Annotated in this window: 19 protein-coding genes and 3 tRNA genes; 14 read left to right on the top strand and 8 right to left on the bottom strand. The window is 61.8% G+C overall.

The genetic code is table 11. The features are described from left to right. Positions 1-28 precede the first annotated feature (28 nt). The 7 genes from bamA to rnhB all read left to right on the top strand — a co-directional run bounded on the left by bamA (position 29) and on the right by rnhB (position 7,186). The gene (gene bamA, locus DKK67_RS12040) at positions 29-2,347 is read left to right on the top strand and encodes an outer membrane protein assembly factor BamA (RefSeq protein WP_111496567.1); all 2,319 of its coding nucleotides are present in this window, start codon (positions 29-31) and stop codon (positions 2,345-2,347) included. Positions 2,348-2,421: 74 nt separating this feature from the next. Beyond that, entirely contained in the window at positions 2,422-2,916 is a 495-nt protein-coding gene (locus DKK67_RS12035; RefSeq protein WP_111496566.1) for an OmpH family outer membrane protein, read from the top strand. A 112-nt stretch (positions 2,917-3,028) separates the two neighbouring features. Continuing rightward, a complete protein-coding gene (gene lpxD / locus DKK67_RS12030) occupies positions 3,029-4,060 on the top strand; it encodes a UDP-3-O-(3-hydroxymyristoyl)glucosamine N-acyltransferase (RefSeq protein WP_111496565.1) in 1,032 nt (343 codons plus the stop codon). Positions 4,061-4,071: 11 nt separating this feature from the next. Then, positions 4,072-4,509 carry a 3-hydroxyacyl-ACP dehydratase FabZ gene (gene fabZ, locus DKK67_RS12025; protein ID WP_111496564.1) on the top strand — a complete coding sequence of 146 codons (438 nt, stop codon included), beginning with the start codon at positions 4,072-4,074 and terminating at the stop codon, positions 4,507-4,509. Then, on the top strand, positions 4,509-5,300 hold the full coding sequence (lpxA, locus tag DKK67_RS12020; protein ID WP_111496563.1) for an acyl-ACP--UDP-N-acetylglucosamine O-acyltransferase: 792 nt from the start codon (positions 4,509-4,511) through the stop codon (positions 5,298-5,300). Before fabZ ends, lpxA begins: the two co-directional genes overlap by 1 nt. 4 nt (positions 5,301-5,304) lie before the next feature. Continuing rightward, positions 5,305-6,531: a lipid-A-disaccharide synthase gene (gene lpxB / locus DKK67_RS12015; protein ID WP_111496562.1), complete on the top strand. Its 1,227-nt coding sequence runs from the start codon at positions 5,305-5,307 to the stop codon at positions 6,529-6,531. Beyond that, positions 6,521-7,186, top strand: a complete 666-nt coding sequence (gene rnhB / locus DKK67_RS12010) for a ribonuclease HII (RefSeq protein WP_111496561.1) — start codon at positions 6,521-6,523, stop codon at positions 7,184-7,186. Before lpxB ends, rnhB begins: the two co-directional genes overlap by 11 nt. A 6-nt stretch (positions 7,187-7,192) precedes the next feature. Here rnhB and DKK67_RS12005 read toward each other — a convergent pair whose 3' ends face one another. Continuing rightward, complete coding sequence (locus DKK67_RS12005) at positions 7,193-8,245, bottom strand: DUF484 family protein (protein WP_111496560.1); 1,053 nt, start codon at positions 8,243-8,245, stop codon at positions 7,193-7,195. 360 nt (positions 8,246-8,605) lie between these two features. Between DKK67_RS12005 and DKK67_RS12000 the strand changes: the two genes are divergently transcribed. Further along, positions 8,606-8,682: transfer RNA gene (locus DKK67_RS12000), tRNA-Met, on the top strand. A 91-nt stretch (positions 8,683-8,773) separates the two neighbouring features. Then, positions 8,774-8,850: transfer RNA gene (locus DKK67_RS11995), tRNA-Met, on the top strand. Positions 8,851-9,091: 241 nt separating this feature from the next. On the opposite strand, the gene DKK67_RS11990 is transcribed toward DKK67_RS11995, so the two are convergent. Then, positions 9,092-9,589 (bottom strand): GNAT family N-acetyltransferase, encoded by a 498-nt coding sequence (locus DKK67_RS11990; RefSeq protein ID WP_111496559.1) that lies wholly within the window; start codon positions 9,587-9,589, stop codon positions 9,092-9,094. A 262-nt stretch (positions 9,590-9,851) separates the two neighbouring features. Between DKK67_RS11990 and DKK67_RS11985 the strand changes: the two genes are divergently transcribed. Continuing rightward, on the top strand, positions 9,852-11,003 hold the full coding sequence (locus DKK67_RS11985; RefSeq protein WP_162628826.1) for a fibronectin type III domain-containing protein: 1,152 nt from the start codon (positions 9,852-9,854) through the stop codon (positions 11,001-11,003). Here the strand turns inward: DKK67_RS11985 and DKK67_RS11980 are convergent. From DKK67_RS11980 to DKK67_RS11965, 4 genes are all read right to left on the bottom strand, one after another. Next, positions 10,989-13,607, bottom strand: a complete 2,619-nt coding sequence (locus DKK67_RS11980; RefSeq protein WP_111496557.1) for a CHASE2 domain-containing protein — start codon at positions 13,605-13,607, stop codon at positions 10,989-10,991. The genes DKK67_RS11985 and DKK67_RS11980 overlap by 15 nt on opposite strands. A 33-nt stretch (positions 13,608-13,640) precedes the next feature. After that, positions 13,641-15,302, bottom strand: coding sequence for a FecR domain-containing protein (locus DKK67_RS11975; protein ID WP_111496556.1), 1,662 nt, complete (start codon positions 15,300-15,302; stop codon positions 13,641-13,643). A gap of 34 nt (positions 15,303-15,336) precedes the next feature. Beyond that, positions 15,337-16,062, bottom strand: a complete 726-nt coding sequence (locus DKK67_RS11970) for a response regulator transcription factor (RefSeq protein ID WP_111496555.1) — start codon at positions 16,060-16,062, stop codon at positions 15,337-15,339. A gap of 192 nt (positions 16,063-16,254) precedes the next feature. Continuing rightward, on the bottom strand, positions 16,255-18,423 hold the full coding sequence (locus tag DKK67_RS11965) for a DNA topoisomerase III (RefSeq protein WP_111496554.1): 2,169 nt from the start codon (positions 18,421-18,423) through the stop codon (positions 16,255-16,257). Between the two features lie 114 nt (positions 18,424-18,537). On the opposite strand from DKK67_RS11965, the gene DKK67_RS11960 reads away from it, so the two are divergent. Continuing rightward, entirely contained in the window at positions 18,538-18,876 is a 339-nt protein-coding gene (locus DKK67_RS11960) for a BolA family protein (protein WP_111496553.1), read from the top strand. Positions 18,877-18,920: 44 nt separating this feature from the next. Then, on the top strand, positions 18,921-19,541 hold the full coding sequence (locus tag DKK67_RS11955) for an L-threonylcarbamoyladenylate synthase (RefSeq protein WP_111496552.1): 621 nt from the start codon (positions 18,921-18,923) through the stop codon (positions 19,539-19,541). Positions 19,542-19,562: 21 nt separating this feature from the next. Here DKK67_RS11955 and DKK67_RS11950 read toward each other — a convergent pair whose 3' ends face one another. After that, a complete protein-coding gene (locus tag DKK67_RS11950) occupies positions 19,563-20,207 on the bottom strand; it encodes a hypothetical protein (RefSeq protein ID WP_111496551.1) in 645 nt (214 codons plus the stop codon). A gap of 195 nt (positions 20,208-20,402) precedes the next feature. Continuing rightward, positions 20,403-20,479: transfer RNA gene (locus DKK67_RS11945), tRNA-Arg, on the bottom strand. A gap of 142 nt (positions 20,480-20,621) precedes the next feature. On the opposite strand from DKK67_RS11945, the gene DKK67_RS11940 reads away from it, so the two are divergent. Together DKK67_RS11940 and DKK67_RS11935 are read left to right on the top strand one after the other, a co-directional pair. Then, entirely contained in the window at positions 20,622-21,353 is a 732-nt protein-coding gene (locus tag DKK67_RS11940) for a TIGR04283 family arsenosugar biosynthesis glycosyltransferase (protein ID WP_322873914.1), read from the top strand. Further along, positions 21,331-21,978 carry a TIGR04282 family arsenosugar biosynthesis glycosyltransferase gene (locus DKK67_RS11935; RefSeq protein ID WP_111496549.1) on the top strand — a complete coding sequence of 216 codons (648 nt, stop codon included), beginning with the start codon at positions 21,331-21,333 and terminating at the stop codon, positions 21,976-21,978. Before DKK67_RS11940 ends, DKK67_RS11935 begins: the two co-directional genes overlap by 23 nt. Positions 21,979-21,986: the final 8 nt, after the last annotated feature.

Here is a 21,986-nt window from a genome sequence, read left to right as displayed (position 1 = left end):
TACGCGCATAAACAGGCGAATAATCTGAATGAGACGTTCTCTTCTGAGTGTGGCTCTGGGCCTCATGTCGACAGTAGGCTCTTTGCCACCGGCTCTGGCCGATGAGTTTGTAGTTTCCGATATCGAAGTCGAAGGCTTACAGCGGGTGTCCGCCGGTACCGTCTTCGGGGCTTTTCCGGTCAGCATCGGTGAGCAGGTCAATGAAGTCACTCTGGCGGATGCCATCAAGAACCTGTTTCAGACCGGCCTGTTTACGGATCTGAGTGCCAGCCGGGATGAGGACGTTCTGGTGCTGTCGGTGCAGGAGCGGCCGGCCATCAGCTCCATCGATATTGAAGGCAATAAGGCCATCGAGACCGAGATGCTGACCCAGGCGCTCAACAGTGCCGGGCTGACGGAAGGGCAGGTGTTCAAGCGCGCGACGCTGGAGCGCCTGGAACTTGAGATTCTGCGTTCCTATGTGGCACAGGGGCGCTACAACGCCCGGGTCAAGGCGACGGCGCAGGAACTGCCGCGGAATCGGGTTGCCGTTAAACTCGACATCAATGAGGGCAGTGTCGCCTCGATCCGCCACATTAATATCATCGGCAACGACGCCTTTTCCGATGAGGAACTGCTCGACCAGTTCGAGCTGGAGACGTCCGACTGGTGGTCTTCCATTACCAGTTCCGACAAGTACGCGCGGGAGCGCCTCAGCGGCGACCTGGAAACCCTGCGCTCCTGGTACTTCGACCGGGGGTATCTCGATTTCAATGTGGAATCCAGCCAGGTTTCCATTTCTCCGGACAAAAAAGACGTCTTCATCACCCTGTCGATCAACGAAGGGCCGAAGTACACCATCTCCGAGATCAATCTGCGTGGCGACCTGATCCTCAAGGAAAGCGAACTGCGTGAGCTGATCAAGATGAAACCGGGCGATGTGTACTCCCAGCAGCTCGTTACCAGTACTTCCGAGGCGCTGTCCCGGCGACTGGGGCGTGAGGGCTACACCTTCGCAAACGTGAACGCCCGACCTGAAAAGTCGGACGACAACACCGCTGCGATCACCTTTTATGTTGAGCCGGGCAATCGGGCGTACGTGCGGCGCATCAATTTCGAGGGCAACGTCTCGACCCGGGACGAGGTCTTGCGCCGTGAAATGGTGCAGATGGAAGGCGGCGTCGCCTCCACCGACCTGATCGAGTACTCCAAGACCAAGCTCGAGCGGCTCGGCTTCTTCAAGACGGTCGACGTGGAGACCGTGCGCGTTCCGGGCGAGGACGACCAGATCGATGTCAACTACACGGTCGAAGAGCAGCCCACCGGCAGCCTGTCAGCGTCCCTCGGTTATTCCCAGAGCTCGGGCGTTATCCTCGGTGCCAGCGTGTCGGAGAACAACTTCTTCGGTACCGGTAAAGAGGTGACTATCGGCGCCACCCACAGTGACTCGGTCAAGAGCGCGAAGTTCTCCTACACCAACCCTTACTATACGGTCGATGGCGTCAGCCGGGGCTTCAGCATCTATGCCCGCGAAACGGACTACGACGAGGAAGACATTTCCTCGTACCTGCTTGACGAATACGGTGCGAGCCTTGACTTCGGTTACCCCATCGACAGCATCACGCGTCTGAATTTCGGCGTCGGCTATACCCGAACCAATATCAAGCTGGACGAGTTCCCGGCCCAGGAGGTGACGGAGTTCATCGACGAATACGGTGACTCTTTCAATACCTACCACCTGACAGGGTCATGGAGCCGCAACTCGCTGAACCGGGGTGTCCTGCCAACGGATGGTTTCAGCCACTCGCTGTCGCTGGACGTCGCGGTGCCGGGCAGTGACCAGACCTATTACAAGCTGACGCACCGGACCAACTTCTTCCAGCCGCTCAATGATGCCGAGACCTGGGTGTTCCATACCCGCACCAAGATCGGCTACGGCGATGGCTATGGCGACAGCAGCGAGCTGCCGTTCTATGAGAACTACTATGCCGGGGGTTACGGCTCAGTCCGTGGGTACGAGGCAAACTCTCTGGGGAACCTGGCAACCAACGCCGCCGGTGATGATTCGGATCCGGATCCGTTTGGCGGTAACGTGCTTACCGAGGGCAGCGTCGAGTTGATCTTCCCGACGCCGTTTGCCGGCGATACTCGCTCGATGCGGACCGCGTTCTTCCTTGACGGTGGTCAGGTCTTCGATACCGCTCGTGGTTATGACCCGGAAGCTGGCGAGCTGCGCTTCGCAGCGGGTATTGGGTTTCAGTGGATCACGGCGATTGGGCCCCTGGCATTCAGCCTCGGCGAAGCACTTAATCCCGGCGACGACGACGAAACCGAGATTTTCCAGTTCTCACTGGGCTCAAGTTTCTAGGCCGCCACCGTTTCCAGGCACGGCTTAACCGGTACAATGCCAACAAAACGAGACGCACAGACAGGAGTTTTTCCATGCTCAAGAAGATGATGACCGCCGCCCTGGCCCTGATGCTGGCGGTGCCGGCACTGGCTGACACCAATATTGGCGTGGTCGACCTGCGGCACGCGCTGTTCGCGTCCGACAGTGCCCAGAAGTTCAGCCAGAAGCTGGAAACCGAATTCAAGGACGACGAAGCCAAGGTGCGCGAAGCCCAGGAAACGGCCCAGAGCCTCAAGGAACGACTGGAGAAAGATGGCGCTATGATGAATGAATCAGAGCGCAAAGAGTTGTCCGGCCAGTTCCAGGAAAAGGTGCAGGAATACCAGTATCTCAAGAACCGTCTCAACACCACGGTCAGCAATCGCAAAAAGCAGTTCCTGGAGGATGCCCAGCCGCAGGTGGATGAAGCGGTGAAAGCGCTGCTCGAAGAGCACGACCTCGACATGATCCTTCCGCGACAGGCGGTCGTTCTCGCCAAGCCGGACATGGATCTGACCGAAGAGCTGATTGAAAAGCTGAACCGGTAAGACGGCGGAAACGGACAGGTTTCAGATAATTGGCCGGGGCCTGTCCGAGGTGTTGTGGAACCGGTTATTTGCAGGGAAAACGTTAGGTGGAACGCGTTAGGTGGGAAGGGCAATGACGAACACAGTCCATACGTTGGGTGATATCGCCGAGGCGCTGGGAGGCCGGGTCATCGGGGATGCCAGCACCGAAATCTCGGGCATGGCGACGCTCCAGAATGCCGGCGCCGGCCAGATATCCTTTCTCTCCAATCCTTCCTATGGGCGTTTCCTCAAAGAAACCGGCGCCTCGGCGGTCATCGTCGCCCCGGGCATGGCTGATGAGTGTCCGACCAATGTCCTGTTACTGGACAATCCCTACCTCGGTTATGCTCGTTTGAGCCACTGGTTTGATCCGGCACCCAAGCCCGGAGCAGGCGTTCATCCGTCGGCGGTCGTCGATCCGGCGGCCACTGTTGCAGACTCGGCGGCCGTTGGGCCCAACGCGGTGATCGAGGCGGGCGCCACGATCGGCGAGCGCGCTGTGATTGGGCCCGGTTGCGTCGTTGGCGAACGGTCCTGTGTGGGGGACGACACCGTCCTGGAAGCCCGGGCCGTGCTCTACCACGACGTTAGCGTGGGGCAGCGTTGCCTCATCCTCAGCGGTGCCGTTATCGGCTCGCATGGGTTCGGCTTTGCCAACGAGAAAGGCGTCTGGCATCGAATCGCCCAGTTGGGCGGTGTGGTGATCGGTGACGATACTGAAATCGGCGCCAACACCACCATTGACCGCGGCGCGCTGGACGATACCGTGATCGGCAATGGGGTCAAAATCGACAACCTGGTTCAGATCGCTCATAACGTCAGCATCGGTGACCACTCGGCCATGGCGGCGCTGGTCGGCATTGCCGGCAGCACCAAGGTGGGGCGGCATTGTGTGTTCGGCGGTGCAAGCGGTATCGGTGGTCACCTGGAGATCGCCGATCAGGTGCAGTTGACCGGTATGACGATGGTGACCCGCAGCCTGAAAGAGCCCGGCGTCTATTCTTCGGGGACGGGTGTGGATACAAACAAGCGGTGGCAGAAGAGTGTCGTGCGGTTCCGCAATCTGGATCAGATGGCGCGGAAATTGCGCGAACTGGAAAAGAAACTGCTTAAACGAGCCTGAGGCCGTACCTGATGATGCACATTGAAGAAATCATGGAATTCCTGCCCCACCGCTATCCGTTCCTGCTGGTGGATCGCGTCACGGAAGTTGAAAAAGGGCAGTCCATCGCCGGATACAAGAACATTTCCATCAACGAGCCGTTCTTTAACGGGCATTTTCCGGGCAAGCCGATCATGCCGGGTGTCCTGATTATCGAGGCGATGGCGCAATTGTCCGGCATTCTCGGGTTTGTGACCGTTGACCGGAAACCGTCGGATGGCGTGATACACTACCTCGCCGGCTCCAGTAAGGCCCGCTTCAAGCGACCTGTCGTGCCGGGAGACCAGTTGCGGCTTGAGTCCCGTTTTCTGTCGGACAAGCACGGCATCTGGAAGTTTGACTGCCGTGCGCTGGTCGGCGAGCAAGTGGCCTGCGTCGCGGAAATCATGACCGCTGAGAGAGAAGTTTGATGGCGACAAAGGTTTGGTCGGGAGTCCATCCTCAGGCGATTGTCGACCCGTCTGCAAAGCTGGGCAAGGACGTCACTGTCGGCCCGTGGAGCTTTGTCGGACCAGACGTGGAGATAGGAGACGGAACCGAAATTCTGTCCCACGTCGTGATCAAGGGGCCGACTGTGATCGGCCGCAATAACCGCATTTTCCAGTTCTCCAGTATTGGTGAAGAGTGCCAGGACAAGAAGTACGCTGGCGAGCCCACCACACTGGTGATTGGTGACAACAATGTCATTCGCGAGAACTGCACCATCCACCGCGGTACGGTGCAGGATCGCAAAGAAACCCGCATTGGCAGCGACAACCTGCTGATGGCCTATGTCCACGTGGCCCACGATTGCGTGGTCGGCGACAACACGATCCTGGCGAACTGCGCCACCCTGGCCGGTCATGTATCGGTGGGGGATTGGGCCATCCTGGGCGGTGGCACCATGGTGCACCAGTTCTGTCATATCGGCGCCCACAGCATGAGCGCCGGCGGCAGCATCGTTCTCAAGGATATCCCGGCTTATGTGATGGCCAGTGGTCAATCGGCGTCAGCGCACGGGTTGAATGCCGAAGGTCTGAAACGTCGTGGCTTCTCGCGGGAAATCATCTCCGAGCTGAAACGGGCCTACAAGGTCATCTACCGTCAGGGGCTGACTCTGGCGCAGGCCATCGAGACGCTCGAAAAGGACTTTGCCGAATCCTCGGAAGTCCGGATGCTGACGGATTCCCTCCGAAACGCCCATCGCGGCATCGTTCGTTGACGAAATGGCCGTAACCCTGGCGGCTTCCGTCGACGAACAGCCGGTGGAGTCTTCTTCTCCACCGGTGATCAGCGATCGACACCTCACCATTGGTATCGTGGCTGGCGAAGCGTCTGGCGACCTTCTCGGTGCCGGTCTGATTCGTTCGTTGCGTAAACGCTATCCCAATGCCCGCTTTGCCGGCATCGGCGGTGAGCAGATGGAGGCCGCCGGGTTTCACTCACTGGTTCCCATGGACCGGCTCTCGGTCATGGGGCTGTTCGAAGTGCTGGAACGTATTGGCGAGCTGGTGTCGATTCGCCGGCGGGTACGAGACTATTTCCTGGCGACACCGCCGGCGATTGTGATTGGTATCGACTCACCGGACTTCACCATCGGCCTGGAGCTTCAACTACGCCAGGCCGGCATCCCCACTGCCCATTACGTCAGCCCGTCGGTGTGGGCATGGCGGCGCAAGCGCATCTTCAAGATCGCCCGTGCGGTGGACAAGATGCTGACGCTGTTTCCTTTCGAAGCACGGTTCTACGAAGAACACGGCGTGCCCGTGGCCTGCGTCGGCCATCCACTGGCGGACGATATTCCGCTGACCCCGGATACGGTGGCCGCTCGTCGCGCCCTCGAGCTGGAGCCCGGGCAGCCGGTGCTGGCGATTCTCCCCGGCAGTCGGGCGGGGGAGGTCGATCGGCTGGGGTCGCTGTTCCTGGCGACGGCGCACTGGATTCAGCAACGGCGCGATGATCTGCAGATCGTCATTCCCTGCGTCAACAAAGCCCGGCAGCAGCAACTGCGAACGTTGCTTGATGAGCAGGACGTGCAGCTTCCGGTCAAGCTGGTTCTGGGACGCTCCCGGGAGGTTATGGCTGCCGCCGATGTTGTCCTGTTGGCCTCCGGCACGGCGACCCTGGAAGCCATGTTGCTGAAAAAGCCGATGGTGGTGGGTTATCGCCTCAACCGCATGACGTTCTTGCTGGCCTCACGACTGGTCAAGGTGCCCCACGTATCGCTTCCCAACCTGCTGGCGCGGCGTGAGCTGGTACCCGAGTTGCTGCAGGAGGAAGCCACCCCGGAAGCCCTGGGGCGAGCGGTGCTGGATCGCCTGAAACCCGGTCCTGACCTGGACGCGTTAAAACAGGCTTTTGCGGAATTGCATGAGACCCTGCGGCGCAACGCCAACGAGCGGGCCGCTGATGCCCTGGTGCCTGTAATCGAGGGGAAAGAACGTGGCCTCTAAACCACTCCCGCCGTTTGTCTGTCGTTATCAGGGGCGCTTGCTGGCCGGCGTCGACGAGGTCGGTCGAGGCCCGCTAGCCGGACCGGTGGTCACCGCCGCGGTCATTCTCGATCCGGAAAAGCCGATCGAAGGGCTGATGGATTCCAAGAAACTGACGGAGAAACGTCGGGAGGCCCTCGCCGAACAGATTCGCGACCGAGCCATGGCCTGGAGTCTGGGGCGTTGTGAAGTGCATGAAATCGACCGGCTCAACATCTACCAGGCGACGATGCTGGCCATGGAGAGAGCCGTCGGTGCGCTGGGGCCGGCTCCCGAGTTTGTGTTGGTGGATGGCAACCGGTGTCCGCGCTGGCGCTGGCCCAGCGAAGCGGTGGTGAAGGGCGATGGTCGTGTCGCTGCTATCTCGGCGGCCTCGATCCTGGCCAAGGTGGCGCGGGACCGGGAAATGGTGGAACTGGATCGCCAATATCCAGGTTACGGTCTCGGTGGCCACAAGGGGTATCCCACTGCGGCGCACCTTTCGGCCCTGACGGAGCTGGGGGTGACACCGATCCACCGCCGCTCCTTTCGTCCGGTGCGTGAAGCTCTCGACGCCGTTGGTGTCGCCTCCGGGGAGAATGCGCCGGTTTTCCCGGCTGACCTCTTCGATGCCTGACGGCCGTCAGGGCGACGGGGCGTCGTATGCCCGTTTCATCTCGTAAAGCCTCTGATCCGCCAGTCTGATGACGTCGGCAACCGTTGCGTTCTGCTCGGGTGTGACGCTCGCCATACCATAGCTGAACTGGATGGCTGTTTTCGAGTCGCCGAAGCGGAAGGGAGCGTCCCTGAGAGCGTTCTGCATGCGTGACGCGACGCGGCTTGCGTTGTCCTCCTCCTGTCCCGGCAGAAGGGCGACGAATTCGTCGCCGGCAAAGCGGAACAAACTGTCGTCTCGCCGAAGTTGTGATTGCAGTTGCCGCGTCACATGGATCAGGCAGGCGTCGCCGGCTTCATGGCCCAGTTCGTCGTTGATGGCCTTGAACCGGTCCAGGTCGAGAAATAACAGGGTGATGGGGTGATTCTGACGGCGGCCACGGCTCAGTTCCTGTGCCAGCGCCGACTCCATTTCGCGGCGATTGCGCAACCCCGTCAGGGGATCCCGGGTAGCGAGCCGTTTCAACTGTTCCCGGGCCCAGATGCTGGTCAATCCCGCTGATGTCTTCACGGCCAGTTGGCGCAGGAAGAAAGCATCCAGTCCCGGTTGGTAACGGCTGGGATCCGCAGCGCCCAGAACCAGGGCGCCTACCGGGCGGCCTTCCATCTGCAAAGGAAGCAGGGCCAGCGACTGGATGCGGCTGCTGAGGTGAGCGGGAATCAATGCTCGCAGCGGGCCGCAATCGGCGCTCAGTAGCGGCTGCTCGTGGTTATCGACGAGTTGAAAGAACACCTGGGTGTCGACAATCAGTCGCTCGGAGAGTGCGCCTTGGGCGTCCATCAGCTCCATGATTCGACGGTTGTCGTCGATATCGGTGAGAACAAACCAGGCATCGTCCAGGTCAAACCGTTTGCGGGCCTGTTCGGTGAGGCGGTCTGCGAACGTCGAAAGATCCGGGGCCTGCATCATCGCCAGTTCCATATCAAAGAGTTTGCTGGCAATGGCCTCGTTGTGTCTGACGCGCTGGATAAGCGACTCAACCTGGCTCGATGTCGATTTTTGATTGTCGTTCTCGGACATATCGGATTGGTTTCTGCTGATGAATCAACGGAGACAGGCGCTACCCGGAACCTCTTGAATACCCCGTATCGGCCGATCAGGCAAGGTCTATCCGGAAAACAGCACAGCGTTTTGCAATGTGTGAAATCCGAAGTGAGAATACGTTGACAGGTGTGGGTTTGGGCCGTATTATACGCGCCACTGAGATCGAGGCGGTTAAAGGCAACGCTTTGATTTGCAAAGGTTTGATACAGGTAAGGCAGTCTGTTAATACGTCGGGCTCGCCATACCTGAAAAGGCCGAAGGGAGTCATAACGACCTTCGGGTTTGAGGCCGACCTTAAGCGCTATCGCTAAGTTTGGTCTGGGAAGAAAAGTTTGATGCGGGGTGGAGCAGTCTGGTAGCTCGTCGGGCTCATAACCCGAAGGTCGTTGGTTCGAATCCAGCCCCCGCTACCAATTAAAGTCCGAATGAGTCATTCGGCCGTTTCCGGGATCGATATCCAGATAGATCGGTCCAAGTAATTAAGCGGAGCGACAATCAGTTTGATGCGGGGTGGAGCAGTCTGGTAGCTCGTCGGGCTCATAACCCGAAGGTCGTTGGTTCGAATCCAGCCCCCGCTACCAATTGAAAAAGGCCAGTCGAATGACTGGCCTTTTCTTTTTTGTGCGCGAGGGATTTTAAAGCATCGCTTTTATCGCTCAGCATTCGGCGAAGTGATTGACGCAAGTGCTTTAGAGGGCTTGCTCCCCGGTGCCCATCGATAAAGGCCGATCGGGTGACCTGTCTTTTCCTCCTGTTGCCGAGTCGCCCGGCGTGCGGAGGGGCGCTGCTCTCGTCGGAGCGATCCATTCTTTCTTTTTGTCCTTACCTGTCCCCCGAAAACTGCAATGTCATGGGGAATCGCTCGATGCGCAGATTGTCGCGTTCCACCCATTCCGGACTGTCGCCCCGAAATCCGTTTTTCTCGAAGAGCGAGCGGGAGATACGGCTGGCGTCAACGGACAGTCCGGACAGGCCCTCCCGTTTTGCCGCGTCGATCATTTCCTCCAGAAGCGCCTGACCGAGTCCCCGCTGCGCAAAGTTCGGATGGGTGTAGAGCATGTTGATGTGACCGGCGGGGTGGCGCTGGCCAAAGGCGGCAATACGGCCGCTGTGCTGGGCAATGAGCGTCATTCCCTGGCTCAGGAGCTGGGCCACGGCGTGAGGGTGGTCCGCCCATCGGCGCCAGGCTTCGATTACTTCCGGCTCGTAGTGTCCGGCGCCAAGCACGGACACGGACGCCTGGTAGAGCTGGCCGATGGCGTGGCTGTCGAATTCCGGTCGAAAGCGGCGGATGGTGAAGTGTAGGGTGTTGGTCGTCATGGTCTGGTCGATTCGGTGATGTCAAAAAAATGGCTAAAAAATAATCTGCATAATGACGTAAAGCGCATTAATGGACGCGTAAAATCCGTACAGTGACCCCGTAACGTCAATCTTATGGTGTCATGTAATGGCAAATTGCGTCATTAAACGGTCAATGATCGCAGCGGTCGGTCTGTTTTTCTGCCTGTTTCTGGCCGGTTGCGGCGGTGGAGGTGGCTCTGACAGCGAGACTTCAACATCCGCCAGTCCCTCCGAGTCTATCGTGGTTAGTGGTGGCGCGATCAAGGGGGTCATCGGCCATGGCATCGTCAATGCCTGGAATATCACCCGGGATGGTCGTAGTGGTCGTTATGAGCTGGCTGGCAAGCTTGGGCGTGCCGTAACCACGGATAGCCAGGGCCGTTTCCAGTTGCCGATCAGCGGTAAGAAGGACGGCTGGGTCCTGGTCGAGCTGACGGCCGACAATGAAACCCGCATGACCTGTGACGTGGTGCCCGCCTGTTTTTCCGGAACGCCGAACGCGGTCGCCTTTGGCGAAACCTTTCCTCTTTCCGCCGGTTTCCGGCTGCGCGCGGTGGTCAACCTGACGGATTCGCGTGAAGTTTACCTGACGCCCTTGTCTTCCCTGGCGGTGGCGCTGGCCGGTGGATCCGACGAAGGGCTGTCTCCGGACGCCCTGTTGGCGGCCTATGGCGAGCTGGAAGCCCACTTTGGGTTGAGCGCCGGCACCCTGCAGTTGTCGCCCCCGGATCTGGTGCGGCTGGACGGGTTCAGCGGCAGCACCGACGCGATTCAACTGGCCGTGATCAACGCGGCGTTTCTGGCGATGGTGGATGGCACGACCTGGAGCTCGATCGACGAGGTGCTGGCCGACAGTGAGGCATGGGTGCAGTCGGAAGGCATGCTGCCCGACAGCGGTCAGGCGATGGCGCCGACCATTGAACAGCTGACCCTGGAGGCCGCCGTGATCTCCCAGGGGCTTCGGAGTGAGGTGGCCGACGGTGAGGTGCTGGCGGCGCTGGACGAGGTCTCAGACCGGACTGAAGCCTTCTATGCGCTGGTCGCCGGAGCGGGTCAGGGCGACGGGGCAGGCAGCGGCGAAGAAAGTGGGGAAGAAAGCGTCGATGGCAGCACGACCATCATCGATCGTTCGGCAACCCTGAGCTGGGATGCGCCGTTGACGCGCCAGAGCGGCGTGAGTATCGCCATGGGCGAACTGCAGGGCTACGAAATCGTGTACGGCCAGAGCGCCTCAGCACTGACGCATAGCGTCGTGATCGAGGATGCCAGCCGGACGCAGTTCACGATCGAAAACCTGGCGGACGGCGACTGGTACTTCGCCGTGCGCGCGATCGATACGGAAGGGCTGGCCAGCCCGATGTCGGACGTCGTCAGCAAGTCAATTCAGGGATGATTCACTCGGGGTGATGGTGGCCAGAGGATCGGCCACTGGCAGGCGCAGGGTAAAGGAGGATCCTTCACCTTCACGCGAGTGAACGCTGATTTCGCCCTTGTGCTTGTCGACCACCACCTTGACGAACGACAGTCCCAAACCCGCGCCCCGGTTACCGGACAGCTCCGTGCTTTTCTGCCGCCGGTAGCGGTCGAACAGGTGCGGCAACTCATGGGCGGCAATGCCCATGCCTTCGTCGGAAATTGTCAGGCAGACCTGGTGCCCGGCGCGGAACACCTGGATGGTGACCGTCGATCCAGCCGGACTGTACTGCACCGCATTCGTCAGCAGGTTTATGACCGCCCGCTCCAGCAGTTCCGCATTGCCCCTGAGCCAGATGTCGTCGGCGCCGTGCAGTGCCAGATAGATCCCCTTGCTCTGCGCCTGCTCGCTGACGCTGTCACGGGCGTTCTCCACCACGGCCAGGAACTCACAGTCGTAGAATCGAGTCTCGGTCAACTGTTCGGCGCGGGCCAGCTGCACAAATTCTTCGGCCAGTTGATAGCTGCGCCGTGCCAGATTGCCCAAGTGCTCCAGTTGCTCCGGGCCGATGGATTCCGGCCGGCGCTTGAGCTGGGCGATCAGGGCCAGTTGCGAGACCAGCGGTGAGCGCACGTCGTGGGAGATGAAGTCGATGGCCTCCCGGTGTTGGCGCTGCTGCTCGCGCAATTCGGAAATATTCGAGATGTTGGCAATGATGCCGTGCTGGTCGGCGTCTGACATGCTGAACGGTGCCAGGTGAATCAGCAGATCCATGCCCTTGACCTGCAGGTCGACGGTTCGCGTCTGGCCGAGGGTCAGGGTGTCGGAGATGGTTTCCTGCCAGGGTGCAGCGTCCCGCGGGTCGTGGGCGTTGAGCAGTCCGGGCAACGACATGCCGATGAGGCTCGGTCGCGGCTCGCCGAACCATTCCTCAATGTGGCCGTTGACGAACTGGATCGTTGCCATGGCGTCGGTCACGATGACGCCGTCGGGCATGCGCTCGAAGCCCCGGGCAATGAATTCCCGCATGTCCGTCAGGGATTCGATGGCACCTTGCACCCGTTCGATGCGGTCGCCGATGTTCTCGCCCGGGTAGTTCCTTTCCCGACCCTGGAAATACCCGGGACTATCCAGCCGCAGGCGTTGCAGGTAGCGCCGGCTGGCCTCCCGTCCCAGGGAGGCGGGCAGCATCAGCCCCAGCTCGAACGACCGGTTGCCGCGAGCGAATCGGATCCAGCTCTGATCGCCCCGGTGGGTCCAAAGACCGCTCTCCAGCGACTTGGGGCGATCGCGCCTGCTCAGGCCGTGCTGCGCCATGATCAGATCGTCCTGGGATAGCCACCAGCCTTCGGCCTGGAGCAGCAGGCGTAGCTCCTCAACGATGCGGATCGGTTGCTGCTGGTGAATGTCTTTAAGGCCGAGGCCTGGATCGCGGCTGAGGATATCCAGTTGGCGGTTGAGGAAGGTGTTGAGAAGCGTCAGCCGGCGCGTGCTCCATAGCGGGTAGGCGATCAGCGGCACCAGTAGCGCCTGGGACACGGGTACCCAGGTGCTGGCGTGGCGGAACAGCAGGGTTACCGCCAGCAGGAGCAGTGCGCTGGTCATCAGGCATACCCAGAGCGTGTGAGACGGCTTGAGCTGGGGCAGGGCCAGGCTGATGAATACGATGACCGCCGCCGCCAGCAGGAACTGCTGGTAAGCCGGGATCACCAGCATCAGCTTGTCCTGCACCAGGGCGGAATAGGCGTTGGCGTGGAACTCGACCCCTGACATCGGGCTGGCCAGGCCGGACAGCGGGGTGGGCAGGACATCGCCGAACCCGGGCGCGGTGGCCCCGATGAATACGGTCTTGCCGGCGAAGCGTTCCATGGACACCCGGCCGGCCAGTACATCACTGTAGGACGTGGTGGGGATCGAGCCCACACGCCCGGCCAGCGGAATGTAGGCGTACTGGCTGCGCACGTTGACGTAGGGGGAGACCTGCTGGTCGTCGCGCAGTGAGACCCCTTGGGCGTGATCGGCCAACTGCGCCGCGGCCAGCGAAATGGCCGGCCACGAGGCGCGCCCGAGACCGCTGTAGAGGTAGAGCCCGCGGGCGATGCCGTCCTCGTCCAGCTCGACGTGGACGTGCCCCAGGGCCGCCGCGGCCCGGGTGAGTGTGGGGGTGGGGAGCTGCTCGGACAGCGGCGCGTCGGCCGAGGCCGGATACAGGTGCACCGGCAGGATCACGCTCCCCTGTTCGCGCATGGCCCGGGCCATGGTCGGATCTTCGGTGCCCGGTTCGGTAAACAGCACGTCGAACACCACGACCCTGGCGCCGGCGTCGCGGAGTCGGTCGATCAGTTGGGCGTGACGTGAACGGGGCCAGGGCCAGCGGCCCAGCTCGCGCAGGCTTTTCTCATCGATGGCGACCAGTTCCAGGCTGCTGGACGGCGCCAGGCTGGTGCTGAGGGCGAGGGTGTCGTAGAGCCACAGGTCGAGACGCTGGGGGATGCCGGCGAGTTTCAGGAGGATCGCAATGCCTATCAGGGGGAGGGCCAGTTTCCAGGCAGTACGTGTCAGTCTGAACCAATCCCTTTGCATGCGTCTCGCTTGATACGGTCCGCGTCATGCGGATCAATTGACGAAAAGCTCCCTGCCCGGTCCCCATCGACCGTTGATCGGGCCTTCAGAAAGCGCTTTTAGGCGCACAAAATACCGTCTTCCGGGAATGAGGCGCAAGGCCGCCGTGGTGTCGGCGACGCTGGCTTCCTTGATAATACGCTGAAACGACGGGTCTTCGGAAAGCTGTAGACGGTATTCGTCGGCTTTATTGACCTGTTGCCAGAAGATACGGACCTGGCTATCCACGTAGTTGACGTTGATGATCCGGGTGGGTGGCAGCGTTCCGTTGATCATCAGCTTGCGCGGTTCGCTGGTGGCCTGCGAGGTGCCGCCGGCCTTGGTGACCACGCGCCAGTAATATTCGCCGGGTTCCAGGGCGCGCGACGGGATTGCGTTACTGTCGGGGGCCCACTCGCTGGTGGCAACGAGCTGGCTGAAATCCGGGGACTCGGCGAGTTCGATGCGGCCCAGCTCGTTGTTGCCCTGGTAGGACCAGCTGAAAGACGGCATCTCGTCGTCCAGTTTGGCGTCGGGGGACGGCTTGTCCAATGCGGCGGCCAGGGCTTTCTGGTCCACGGTCAGGCTTTTGGTGACCGGCATGCCGGGCGTGCCCTGGTGGCTGATCGCGGCGAGGCGGATCTCATACCGGCCGTTTTCCAGGTTGCCCAGGTTCAGCTCGGGGCTAAGAGTGGTCTCGCGGGATAACCAGTTGCCACTGTCGGCGTCGAAGATATCCACCTGGTAGCGGCTGGCGCGGGCAACGGCCGGCCAGGTGATGGGGAGCGGCAGCTCGTGTACGGTCGCCGGCAAGTCGCCCGGCGCCGGAGCCGCGGGCAGGCGGCGAATGTCCACCGGGCTGCGGGTGCCTTCTCCGGCCGTGCCGCTGTATCCGGCCGGCACGCTCACGGTGCGTCCAGAGGGGCCGAAGGCTACGCGGCCTTCGATGACACGCAGGCGCGTCTGCTGCCGGTTCGCCTGAAGGCTGAACTTGGTGCCACGCACCGCGGCCACCGCCGATGGCGTGTCCACCTCGAAGCGTGAGCCGTCCTCGACCAGGGTTTCCACCTCGGCGTCGAGTTCCCCCCGGTCCAGGCGCATGCGGGTGTCGACCATTCCGGTTTTGCCGAAACGGGACAGGCGGTTGAAAACCAGGTGGGTATCCCGGCCCAGGCGGATCAGCGAGCCGTCCGCCAGCTGCACCACCGTGAACCCTGAACCGGTGCGAATTTCATCGCCGGCCCGCAACTGGATGTCAGTCGTGAGAACACGCCGCTTACCGTTCACCCCGTCAATGTGCTGGACCGGGCCGGACACCGTGACCGCACGAGCCGGCTCCGGCTGTTGCTCCAGCCAGTTGACCGGGATCCGCAGACTCTGCCCCGGGGACAGGTCGCGAGATTGCTGGAAGCCGTTGTACTGCATCAACTGAGCCAGCGTATGCGGTTCGGACAACAACTCGCGTGCCACCGTATCCAGGTTCTCTCCCGGGCGCAGCGTGTAGCGCCATTCGGTGACCGGTGATGTCGGATTGCCTGGGGTCGCGGTCAGTTGTGACCCCATGGCCACAGGCAGTTCGGCACGGGTTGCCGGGGCGGCCAGCATGGTAATCAGGCCGGCAATCAGGCCAGCTCGCCTCAGGCGCTGTGCTTTGTGGGGTCGCTGCAATGCGGGCATACGGCGTTTCGTCAATTCGGCTCGTGTGATTCGATCAGGGCGTGACCGGCTCCGCCAGGTCGGCGTCACCGGACAACTCATCCATGGCTTCCAGGCGGTAGCCGCGCTGATAGATGGTCTTGATGCGGAATCCGTTCTCCGGTTTGATCCCCAGCCGGCGTCGCAGACGGCTCATGTGGGTGTCCACCGTGCGCGTGTTGATGTCGCGCGTCACGCCCCAGACCCGCTCCAGGAGCATTTCCCGGGTCAGCAGCCGGCCCTTGTTCTGGAACAGGAACAGGGTCAGGTCGAAGTCTTTGTCGGTCAGCGTCAGCGCCTCGCCGTGAAGGAGAATGACCCGTGATTTGGTGTCGATCTTGAACGGGCCGAACTCCTGGACCTGGCGCTCGACGTCCGGATTCGTGCGCCGGGCCAGGGCGTGGATGCGGGCGAGCAGTTCCGCCGGCCGCGCGGGCTTGGACAGGTAGTCGTCGGCACCGGCATCCAGCGCCTGGACGATGTCCTGCTCGCTGTCCCGCTGGGTCAGAAAAACCACGGGAATGGGCCAGTTGAGCTGCTCACGGACGCTGCGCAGCACGTCGATCCCGGTCATGTCGGGAATCTGCCAGTCGAGGATGAGCAGGTCGTAGCTGCGGTGGGTGACGGCGCTCAGAAAGGACTGGCCGGTCTGATAGCTATCGCACTGATGATCATTGTCTCCCAACAGGCTCTCGATGTTGCGTGCCTGCGCCAGTTCATCTTCCAGTAATGCGATACGCATTGGGTGTCTCCTGCAATATTAGGCCCGGTTGTCCATGCGGTATCCGGGCCATTATGGAAAACATTCTTGCAAATTGCCTCGGGGCGGTCAGTGTCAATGTGTTGCCGACTGTTAACCAAGCGTCGCGATTGTGCCACATCGTTGTAATAAAGGGCGCGGTTGCCTATACGGCGCGCCTACCGCGTCCCGCTTTTATCCGGCGGGTCCGGGGCCGGCCGTGGCCGGTCTGCCGTCCACATCGCTCACTGTTTGTCGGCACCCGGGGTAATTACTGCAGCCCCAGAACCAACCTTTTTTGCCGTGGCGCCGGATCAGCGGTGAAAAGCAGGCCGGGCAGGGCGTCGGAGCCTGATCGGCGCCGTCAGCATGGTCCGTTGTGTCCTCGATGGGGCGGGTGCCTCGGCACTGCGGATAGCGTGAACAGGCCCAGAAGCGCCCGAACTTGCCTTCCCGCTCGCGCATGGGCGAGCGGCACTGGGGGCAGTGGACGCCGGTCTGCTCGGGCGCCCAATGCGTTGTACCCCCCATTGTAGTGCCGTCACGCAACGGGGCCAGCAATTCGCGGATCTGGTCCTCGAGGGAGCCGAGGAAGGCGCGCGGATCGCCTTCGCCCTGACGGATCCGCTCCAGCGTGGCCTCCCAGACGGCGGTCATGTCCGGTTTGGCCACCGCCGATGGCAGGGCGGCGATTAGGTCCAGTCCCTTGTCAGTGGCCTTGATATAGCGCCCTTCACGATACAGGTACTCGCGCTTGAACAGGGTCTCGATGATGCTGGCGCGGGTGGCCTCGGTGCCCAGTCCGTCGGTGTCGCGCAGGGTCTTGCGCAGCTCGCTGTCGGCAACGAAACGGGCGATGTTGGTCATCGCCGACAACAGTGTCGCGTCGGTGAAGTGCGACGGCGGCTGGGTCATCCTGTCTTTTATCTCGGACGACCGGCACTGCACTTCGTTGCCCTTATCCAGGCGGGGCAGGGCCCTGGACGGTTTTTCCGACGCTTCCTTCTTGCGCAGTTCCAGTTCTTTCCAGCCTGGTGCCACAACGCCGGTTTCGGTGGCGCGGAACGCATGGCTCTCGATGGTCAGATCCAGGCGACCCTCACGATGGATCGCCTCCGGGAAGAACTGCATCAGGTAATAGCGGGCCACCAGCTCGTAGACGCGGCGCTCGTTACGGCTCAGGTTACCGGCCGGCCGCTGCCGCATGGTGGGGATGATGGCGTGGTGGGCGTCCACCTTTTCGTCGTCCCACGCCCGTGAATGGCGGTTCAGTTCGGCGCGGTCGGCGAATTCGGTCAGCCCGGGCGCGACACCGCACAGCCCGCGGATCACATCGTGTCGCTGACTGAAGTGCTCTTCCGGCAGGTAGCGGCAGTCGGAACGTGGATAGGTGATCAGTTGATGTTTCTCGTACAGGTTCTGGGCCGAGTCCAGTACCGCCTTGGCGTTCATGCCGAACAGTCGGCCGGCTTCGATCTGAAGTATCGATAGCGACAGTGGCAATGGCGGGGCTTCCTGGCGTTCGCGGAAGCGGGCGTCTGTGATAGTGCCGCTCTGATCCTGGACGGCCTCGGCAACCGATTCGACGACCTTGCGATCGAGGACGCGGTCTTCCTCATCCATGGCCGAGCGGAAACGTTCGTCCGGGCGCCAGCGTGCCTCGAACGACTGCGGTGTCTCCGACGGGGTGTCGCAGTTGATGGTCAGGGTGAAGAATGGCTTCGGTTCGAAATCGGCGATGGTCTGGTCCCGCTCCACCACCAGCCCCAGAACCGGGGTCTGGACGCGGCCGACGGAATAGACCCCTTGCTGACCCTGCTGCTGGTAACGCAGGGTGTAGGCGCGGGTCAGGTTGATGCCGTAGAGCCAGTCGGCGCGCTGGCGGGCCAGGGCGGAATGGGACAGACGCCGAAAATCGCGGTTGTCGCGCATCTGGTTGAGCGCCCGGGACACCGCCGCCGGCGTCAGGTCCTGGATCAGCAGGCGTTCGACCGGTCGGCCATAGCGGCAGTATCGCAGGACTTCGTCCACCAGCAACTGGCCCTCGCGGTCCGGATCGCCAGCGTGGATCACGGTGTCGGCCTTGGCCAGCATGCCTTCGACGATCCTGAGCTGGTCGCGCACGCTGTTCTTGGGCGCGAGTTCCCAATGTTCCGGGAAAATCGGCAACTCATGCAGGCGCCACTTGAGCCAGCGTGGATCGTAGTGGCCGGGCTCTGCCGGCTCCAGAAGATGGCCGATACACCAGGTCACCACGTCGCGTTCGCCGCAGCGGAGCCAGCCGCGGCCTCTCTGGATTTCGCCGGGCAGGGCGCTGGCAATGGCCCGTCCGAGGCTGGGTTTTTCGGCAATAAAAAGACGCATGGCACGACCGCGGTTAAAACAGGCGATGGAAGATGGCGAAGCCGCTGTTGAGTGTCAAGCCGGGGACCCCCGGATTACGTTACAATAACGGCATCCAGCAAAGGGAGGACTATTATGCCCGAAACAGCCGCACCCATTCAGTCGGCCATCGAGAAGAAACTGACTGACGGATTCCAGGCCGACCACCTGCGGGTGGAAAACGAAAGCCACATGCACAGCGTGCCGCCCAACTCCGAAACCCACTTCAAGGTCACCCTGGTCAGTGGCGACTTCGAAGGCAAGAATCGGGTCAAGCGTCATCAGGCCATCTACGGCGTGCTGGGCGCTGAGCTGCAGGCCGGCGTCCACGCGTTGGCCCTGCACCTTTATACCCCGGAGGAATGGCAAACCCGCAATGGCGTTGCGCCCTCATCGCCACAGTGCATGGGCGGCTCGAAGCACGACAAACACTGAGTGCCCCGGGCCCCGTCCGGTTGTCAACCAAGTAAGGATGCACAATGAGCCAGTTTTTCCAGATTCATCCCGAAACGCCCCAGCTACGGCTGATCAAGCAGGCGGTGGACATTCTCCGCAACGGTGGCGTGGTGGTGTATCCCACCGACTCCGCCTATGCCATCGGCTGCCAGCTGGAAGACAAGCAGGCGACGGACCGCATCAAGCGGATCCGGCAACTGGACGACAAGCATAACTTTACGCTGGTCTGCCGGGACCTGTCCGACATCGGGCAATACGCGAAGGTGGACAATACCCAGTACCGGCTGCTGAAAACCTACACGCCGGGGCCGTACACCTTCATCCTGGATGCCACCAGCGAAGTACCGCGGCGGCTGCTGCACCCCAAGCGTCGCACCATCGGCCTGCGGGTGCCGGACAACCCCATTGTCCAGGCGTTGCTGGCTGAGCTGGGGGAACCAATCATGAGCAGTACCCTGATCCTGCCCGGGGAAACCGACCCGATGACCGACCCCTACGACATTCGTGAAACCCTCGAGCATGAGTTGGACCTGATCATCGACGGCGGTTTCTGCGGACTCGAGGCGACGACGGTGGTTAACTTCTGTGGGGAAGTGCCAGAGTTGGTCAGGGAAGGCAAGGGCGACCCGACGCCGTTCCGGTAACGGCGCCTCAGGGCGGTCGGATCAGGCGCGTGCGTTCAGGCTGAACGCATACTGTCTGGCCTGGCCGGCCGCTTCAGCCGTGGTCGAGCCTACATTCCGACGCAGGCTGTCGTAGCGGTGGGCGAGATCCTGCAGGCCGTTGAACTGCTGATTCTCGCTCACCATCTGGTCCAGAACCGCGTTGTTGACGCCGTAGGCCTGATTCAGGCGCAGGGCCGTGTCGACGAAGGAAACGGTCGGTTCGTTGACGCTGAGCCGGTTGAATGCCTCCCGGAACGCCTTGTTGTTGTCCAGATCTTTCTCGATCTGCTGGCGGGTGCTTTCCGGCATCATCGCCTTCACTGCAAAACCGCCGCTCTCGTTTTTTTCCACCGCAATGCGCGTTGCCGGATTCAGGTTATATTCGGCAAGTTTATGCCGCAGGGTATCCTGCACAAAGGCATGATCCTGCCCCACATTCTGCTTGTAGGATGTCACCGACAGGCGGTTTTTCGAGGATGATGGGGTGTCGCCGGTCAGGGTGACGCTGTCGTCGGAACCGGTTTCCTGCTTGGCCGGCGTCGCCTTTGCAGCGGCCTGGGCGGCGTTCTGTTTCGCCGCGGCGCGATTTTCCGCGGCCTGTTGGAAACTGGCACTGGCCCGGGCCAGCGATGACAGCAGTGACATGGTGGTACGCCCCTGATCGGCAAAGTGATTTACTCTGCCTTGGCCTTTGCACAAAGTGGGCCAGAATGGCGAGGGGGCGGGGCTGGGGCGTTGCGTTGGCCAGCGGGGGCGTCGTCAACGTGTGCCCTGTCGGGTGCCGGAAATCTGACGAGAGGTGGCATTGCGGGCGCTTAAGCTGTGGGGATGCAATAGGAGTGGTACCCCCGGCAGGACTCGAACCTGCTACCTGTCCCTTAGGAGGGGACCGCTCTATCCAGATGAGCTACGGGGGCGAAGGACGGGTATCATACCCATCGGGTTGCCACGGCTCAACCGCGCTGCGGGTTGGACGGGAACCTTGGTGTTGGAGCCGCTGTCCTGTTAATTTAACGGTCCCACCGTCATTCGAAAGTTCTGGAGTCCTTCTTGGTTACCGTGCCACTGCATGTGTCGTTTATCGTTCCCGTACTCAACGAGGCGGAGAGCGTCCGAATGGCGTTGAACGACCTGCAGGGATGGCGTGAGGAAGGGCACGAGGTGATCGTGGTGGATGGCGGCAGCGACGACGCCACCGTCGAGCAGGCGCGCTCACTCTGCGATCGACTGGTGGAGTCGCCGCGTGGCCGTTCACACCAGATGAATGCCGGTGCCGCCGTTGCTGGCGGTGAGGTGCTGGTGTTCCTGCATGCCGACACGCGCCTGCCGCTGGACGCCCTCGAGCACCTGCAGCGCTTCGTCGACAGCCCGGCAGCCTGGGGGCGGTTCGACGTGCGTCTGTCCGGCGATCGTGTCCTGCTGCGGGTGATCGGTCACGCCATGAACCTGCGATCGCGCATCACCGGCATAGCCACGGGCGACCAGGCGATGTTCGTGCGACGCGCCATCTTCGAGGAAGTGGGCGGTTTCGAGACCGTGCCGCTGATGGAGGACATTGCCCTGAGCCGGCGTCTGCTGCCACTCTCCAAGCCCTTTTGCGTCAGCTCCCGGGCGGTGACGGACAGCCGTCGCTGGGAAAAGCACGGCATTCTGCGGACCATCCTGCTGATGTGGCAGCTGCGTTTCCGTTACTGGCGTGGTGAGGACCCCGTCCACCTCGCTCGCCTCTACTATCCCAACGTCACACCCTCCAAGGCTGCGTCCCCCAATGCCGCGACCAAAACCAAGTGATTTTGACGGCGTTCGCCTGATCCAGTTTGCCAAGTGGCCGGAACCCGGCCGCGTCAAGACGCGGCTGGCGGCGGACCTCGGCGAGCGCGGTGCGCTTGACGCCCATATCCGCCTCACGGGTGCTGTGCTCGACAATCTGCTATCGACAGGGCTGCCCGTGTCGTTCTGGTGGGATCGTGCACGGCCTGACGACCCGGGCCACGCCACGTCGATTCTCGACCGCCTGCAAGCTGCCGATGTAGCGCAGCGCATCCAGGCGGGGAAGGATCTGGGAGCGCGTATGTCAGGAGCGCTGGATGCCGAACTGAAACAGGCCGGGGCGGCGGTCATCGTAGGCAGTGATTGTCCGTCGGTGGATGCGGCCTACATCGCTGAGGCCATCCGGGCATTGGCTGATGATGACGTGGTGCTGGGACCGTCGGATGACGGCGGCTTTGTTCTCATAGGCGCCCGGCGGCCGTTGGGTCCTGTTCTGAATGGCATAGCCTGGGGCACCGACAAGGCGCTTGAGCAAACCCGGGATGCGTTGGTCGAGGCCGGCTGCCGCGTGCATTGCCTGCCGGCCCGCTGGGACGTGGATACGTTGGCCGACTGGCAGCGTTTCCTGGACTCGCGGCGGCCCTGACATCAGCC

It is taken from the genome of Marinobacter bohaiensis (genome assembly GCF_003258515.1).
GTDB lineage: Bacteria > Pseudomonadota > Gammaproteobacteria > Pseudomonadales > Oleiphilaceae > Marinobacter_A > Marinobacter_A bohaiensis.
This window is presented reverse-complemented; position numbering and strand designations above follow the sequence as displayed.

Bases quoted from the DNA above. Each gene is read 5' to 3' on its own strand.
- lpxB (WP_111496562.1), top strand. From the start codon at position 5,305: ATGGCCGTAACCCTGGCGGCTTCCGTCGACGAACAGCCGGTGGAGTCT.
- DKK67_RS11950 (WP_111496551.1), bottom strand. From the start codon at position 20,207: ATGTCACTGCTGTCATCGCTGGCCCGGGCCAGTGCCAGTTTCCAACAG.
- DKK67_RS11935 (WP_111496549.1), top strand. From the start codon at position 21,331: ATGCCGCGACCAAAACCAAGTGATTTTGACGGCGTTCGCCTGATCCAG.
- lpxA (WP_111496563.1), top strand. From the start codon at position 4,509: ATGGCGACAAAGGTTTGGTCGGGAGTCCATCCTCAGGCGATTGTCGAC.
- bamA (WP_111496567.1), top strand. From the start codon at position 29: ATGAGACGTTCTCTTCTGAGTGTGGCTCTGGGCCTCATGTCGACAGTA.
- DKK67_RS11960 (WP_111496553.1), top strand. From the start codon at position 18,538: ATGCCCGAAACAGCCGCACCCATTCAGTCGGCCATCGAGAAGAAACTG.
- DKK67_RS11970 (WP_111496555.1), bottom strand. From the start codon at position 16,062: ATGCGTATCGCATTACTGGAAGATGAACTGGCGCAGGCACGCAACATC.
- DKK67_RS11975 (WP_111496556.1), bottom strand. From the start codon at position 15,302: ATGCCCGCATTGCAGCGACCCCACAAAGCACAGCGCCTGAGGCGAGCT.
- DKK67_RS12035 (WP_111496566.1), top strand. From the start codon at position 2,422: ATGCTCAAGAAGATGATGACCGCCGCCCTGGCCCTGATGCTGGCGGTG.
- fabZ (WP_111496564.1), top strand. From the start codon at position 4,072: ATGATGCACATTGAAGAAATCATGGAATTCCTGCCCCACCGCTATCCG.
- DKK67_RS11965 (WP_111496554.1), bottom strand. From the start codon at position 18,423: ATGCGTCTTTTTATTGCCGAAAAACCCAGCCTCGGACGGGCCATTGCC.
- DKK67_RS11955 (WP_111496552.1), top strand. From the start codon at position 18,921: ATGAGCCAGTTTTTCCAGATTCATCCCGAAACGCCCCAGCTACGGCTG.
- lpxD (WP_111496565.1), top strand. From the start codon at position 3,029: ATGACGAACACAGTCCATACGTTGGGTGATATCGCCGAGGCGCTGGGA.
- DKK67_RS11990 (WP_111496559.1), bottom strand. From the start codon at position 9,589: ATGACGACCAACACCCTACACTTCACCATCCGCCGCTTTCGACCGGAA.
- DKK67_RS12005 (WP_111496560.1), bottom strand. From the start codon at position 8,245: ATGTCCGAGAACGACAATCAAAAATCGACATCGAGCCAGGTTGAGTCG.
- DKK67_RS11980 (WP_111496557.1), bottom strand. From the start codon at position 13,607: ATGCAAAGGGATTGGTTCAGACTGACACGTACTGCCTGGAAACTGGCC.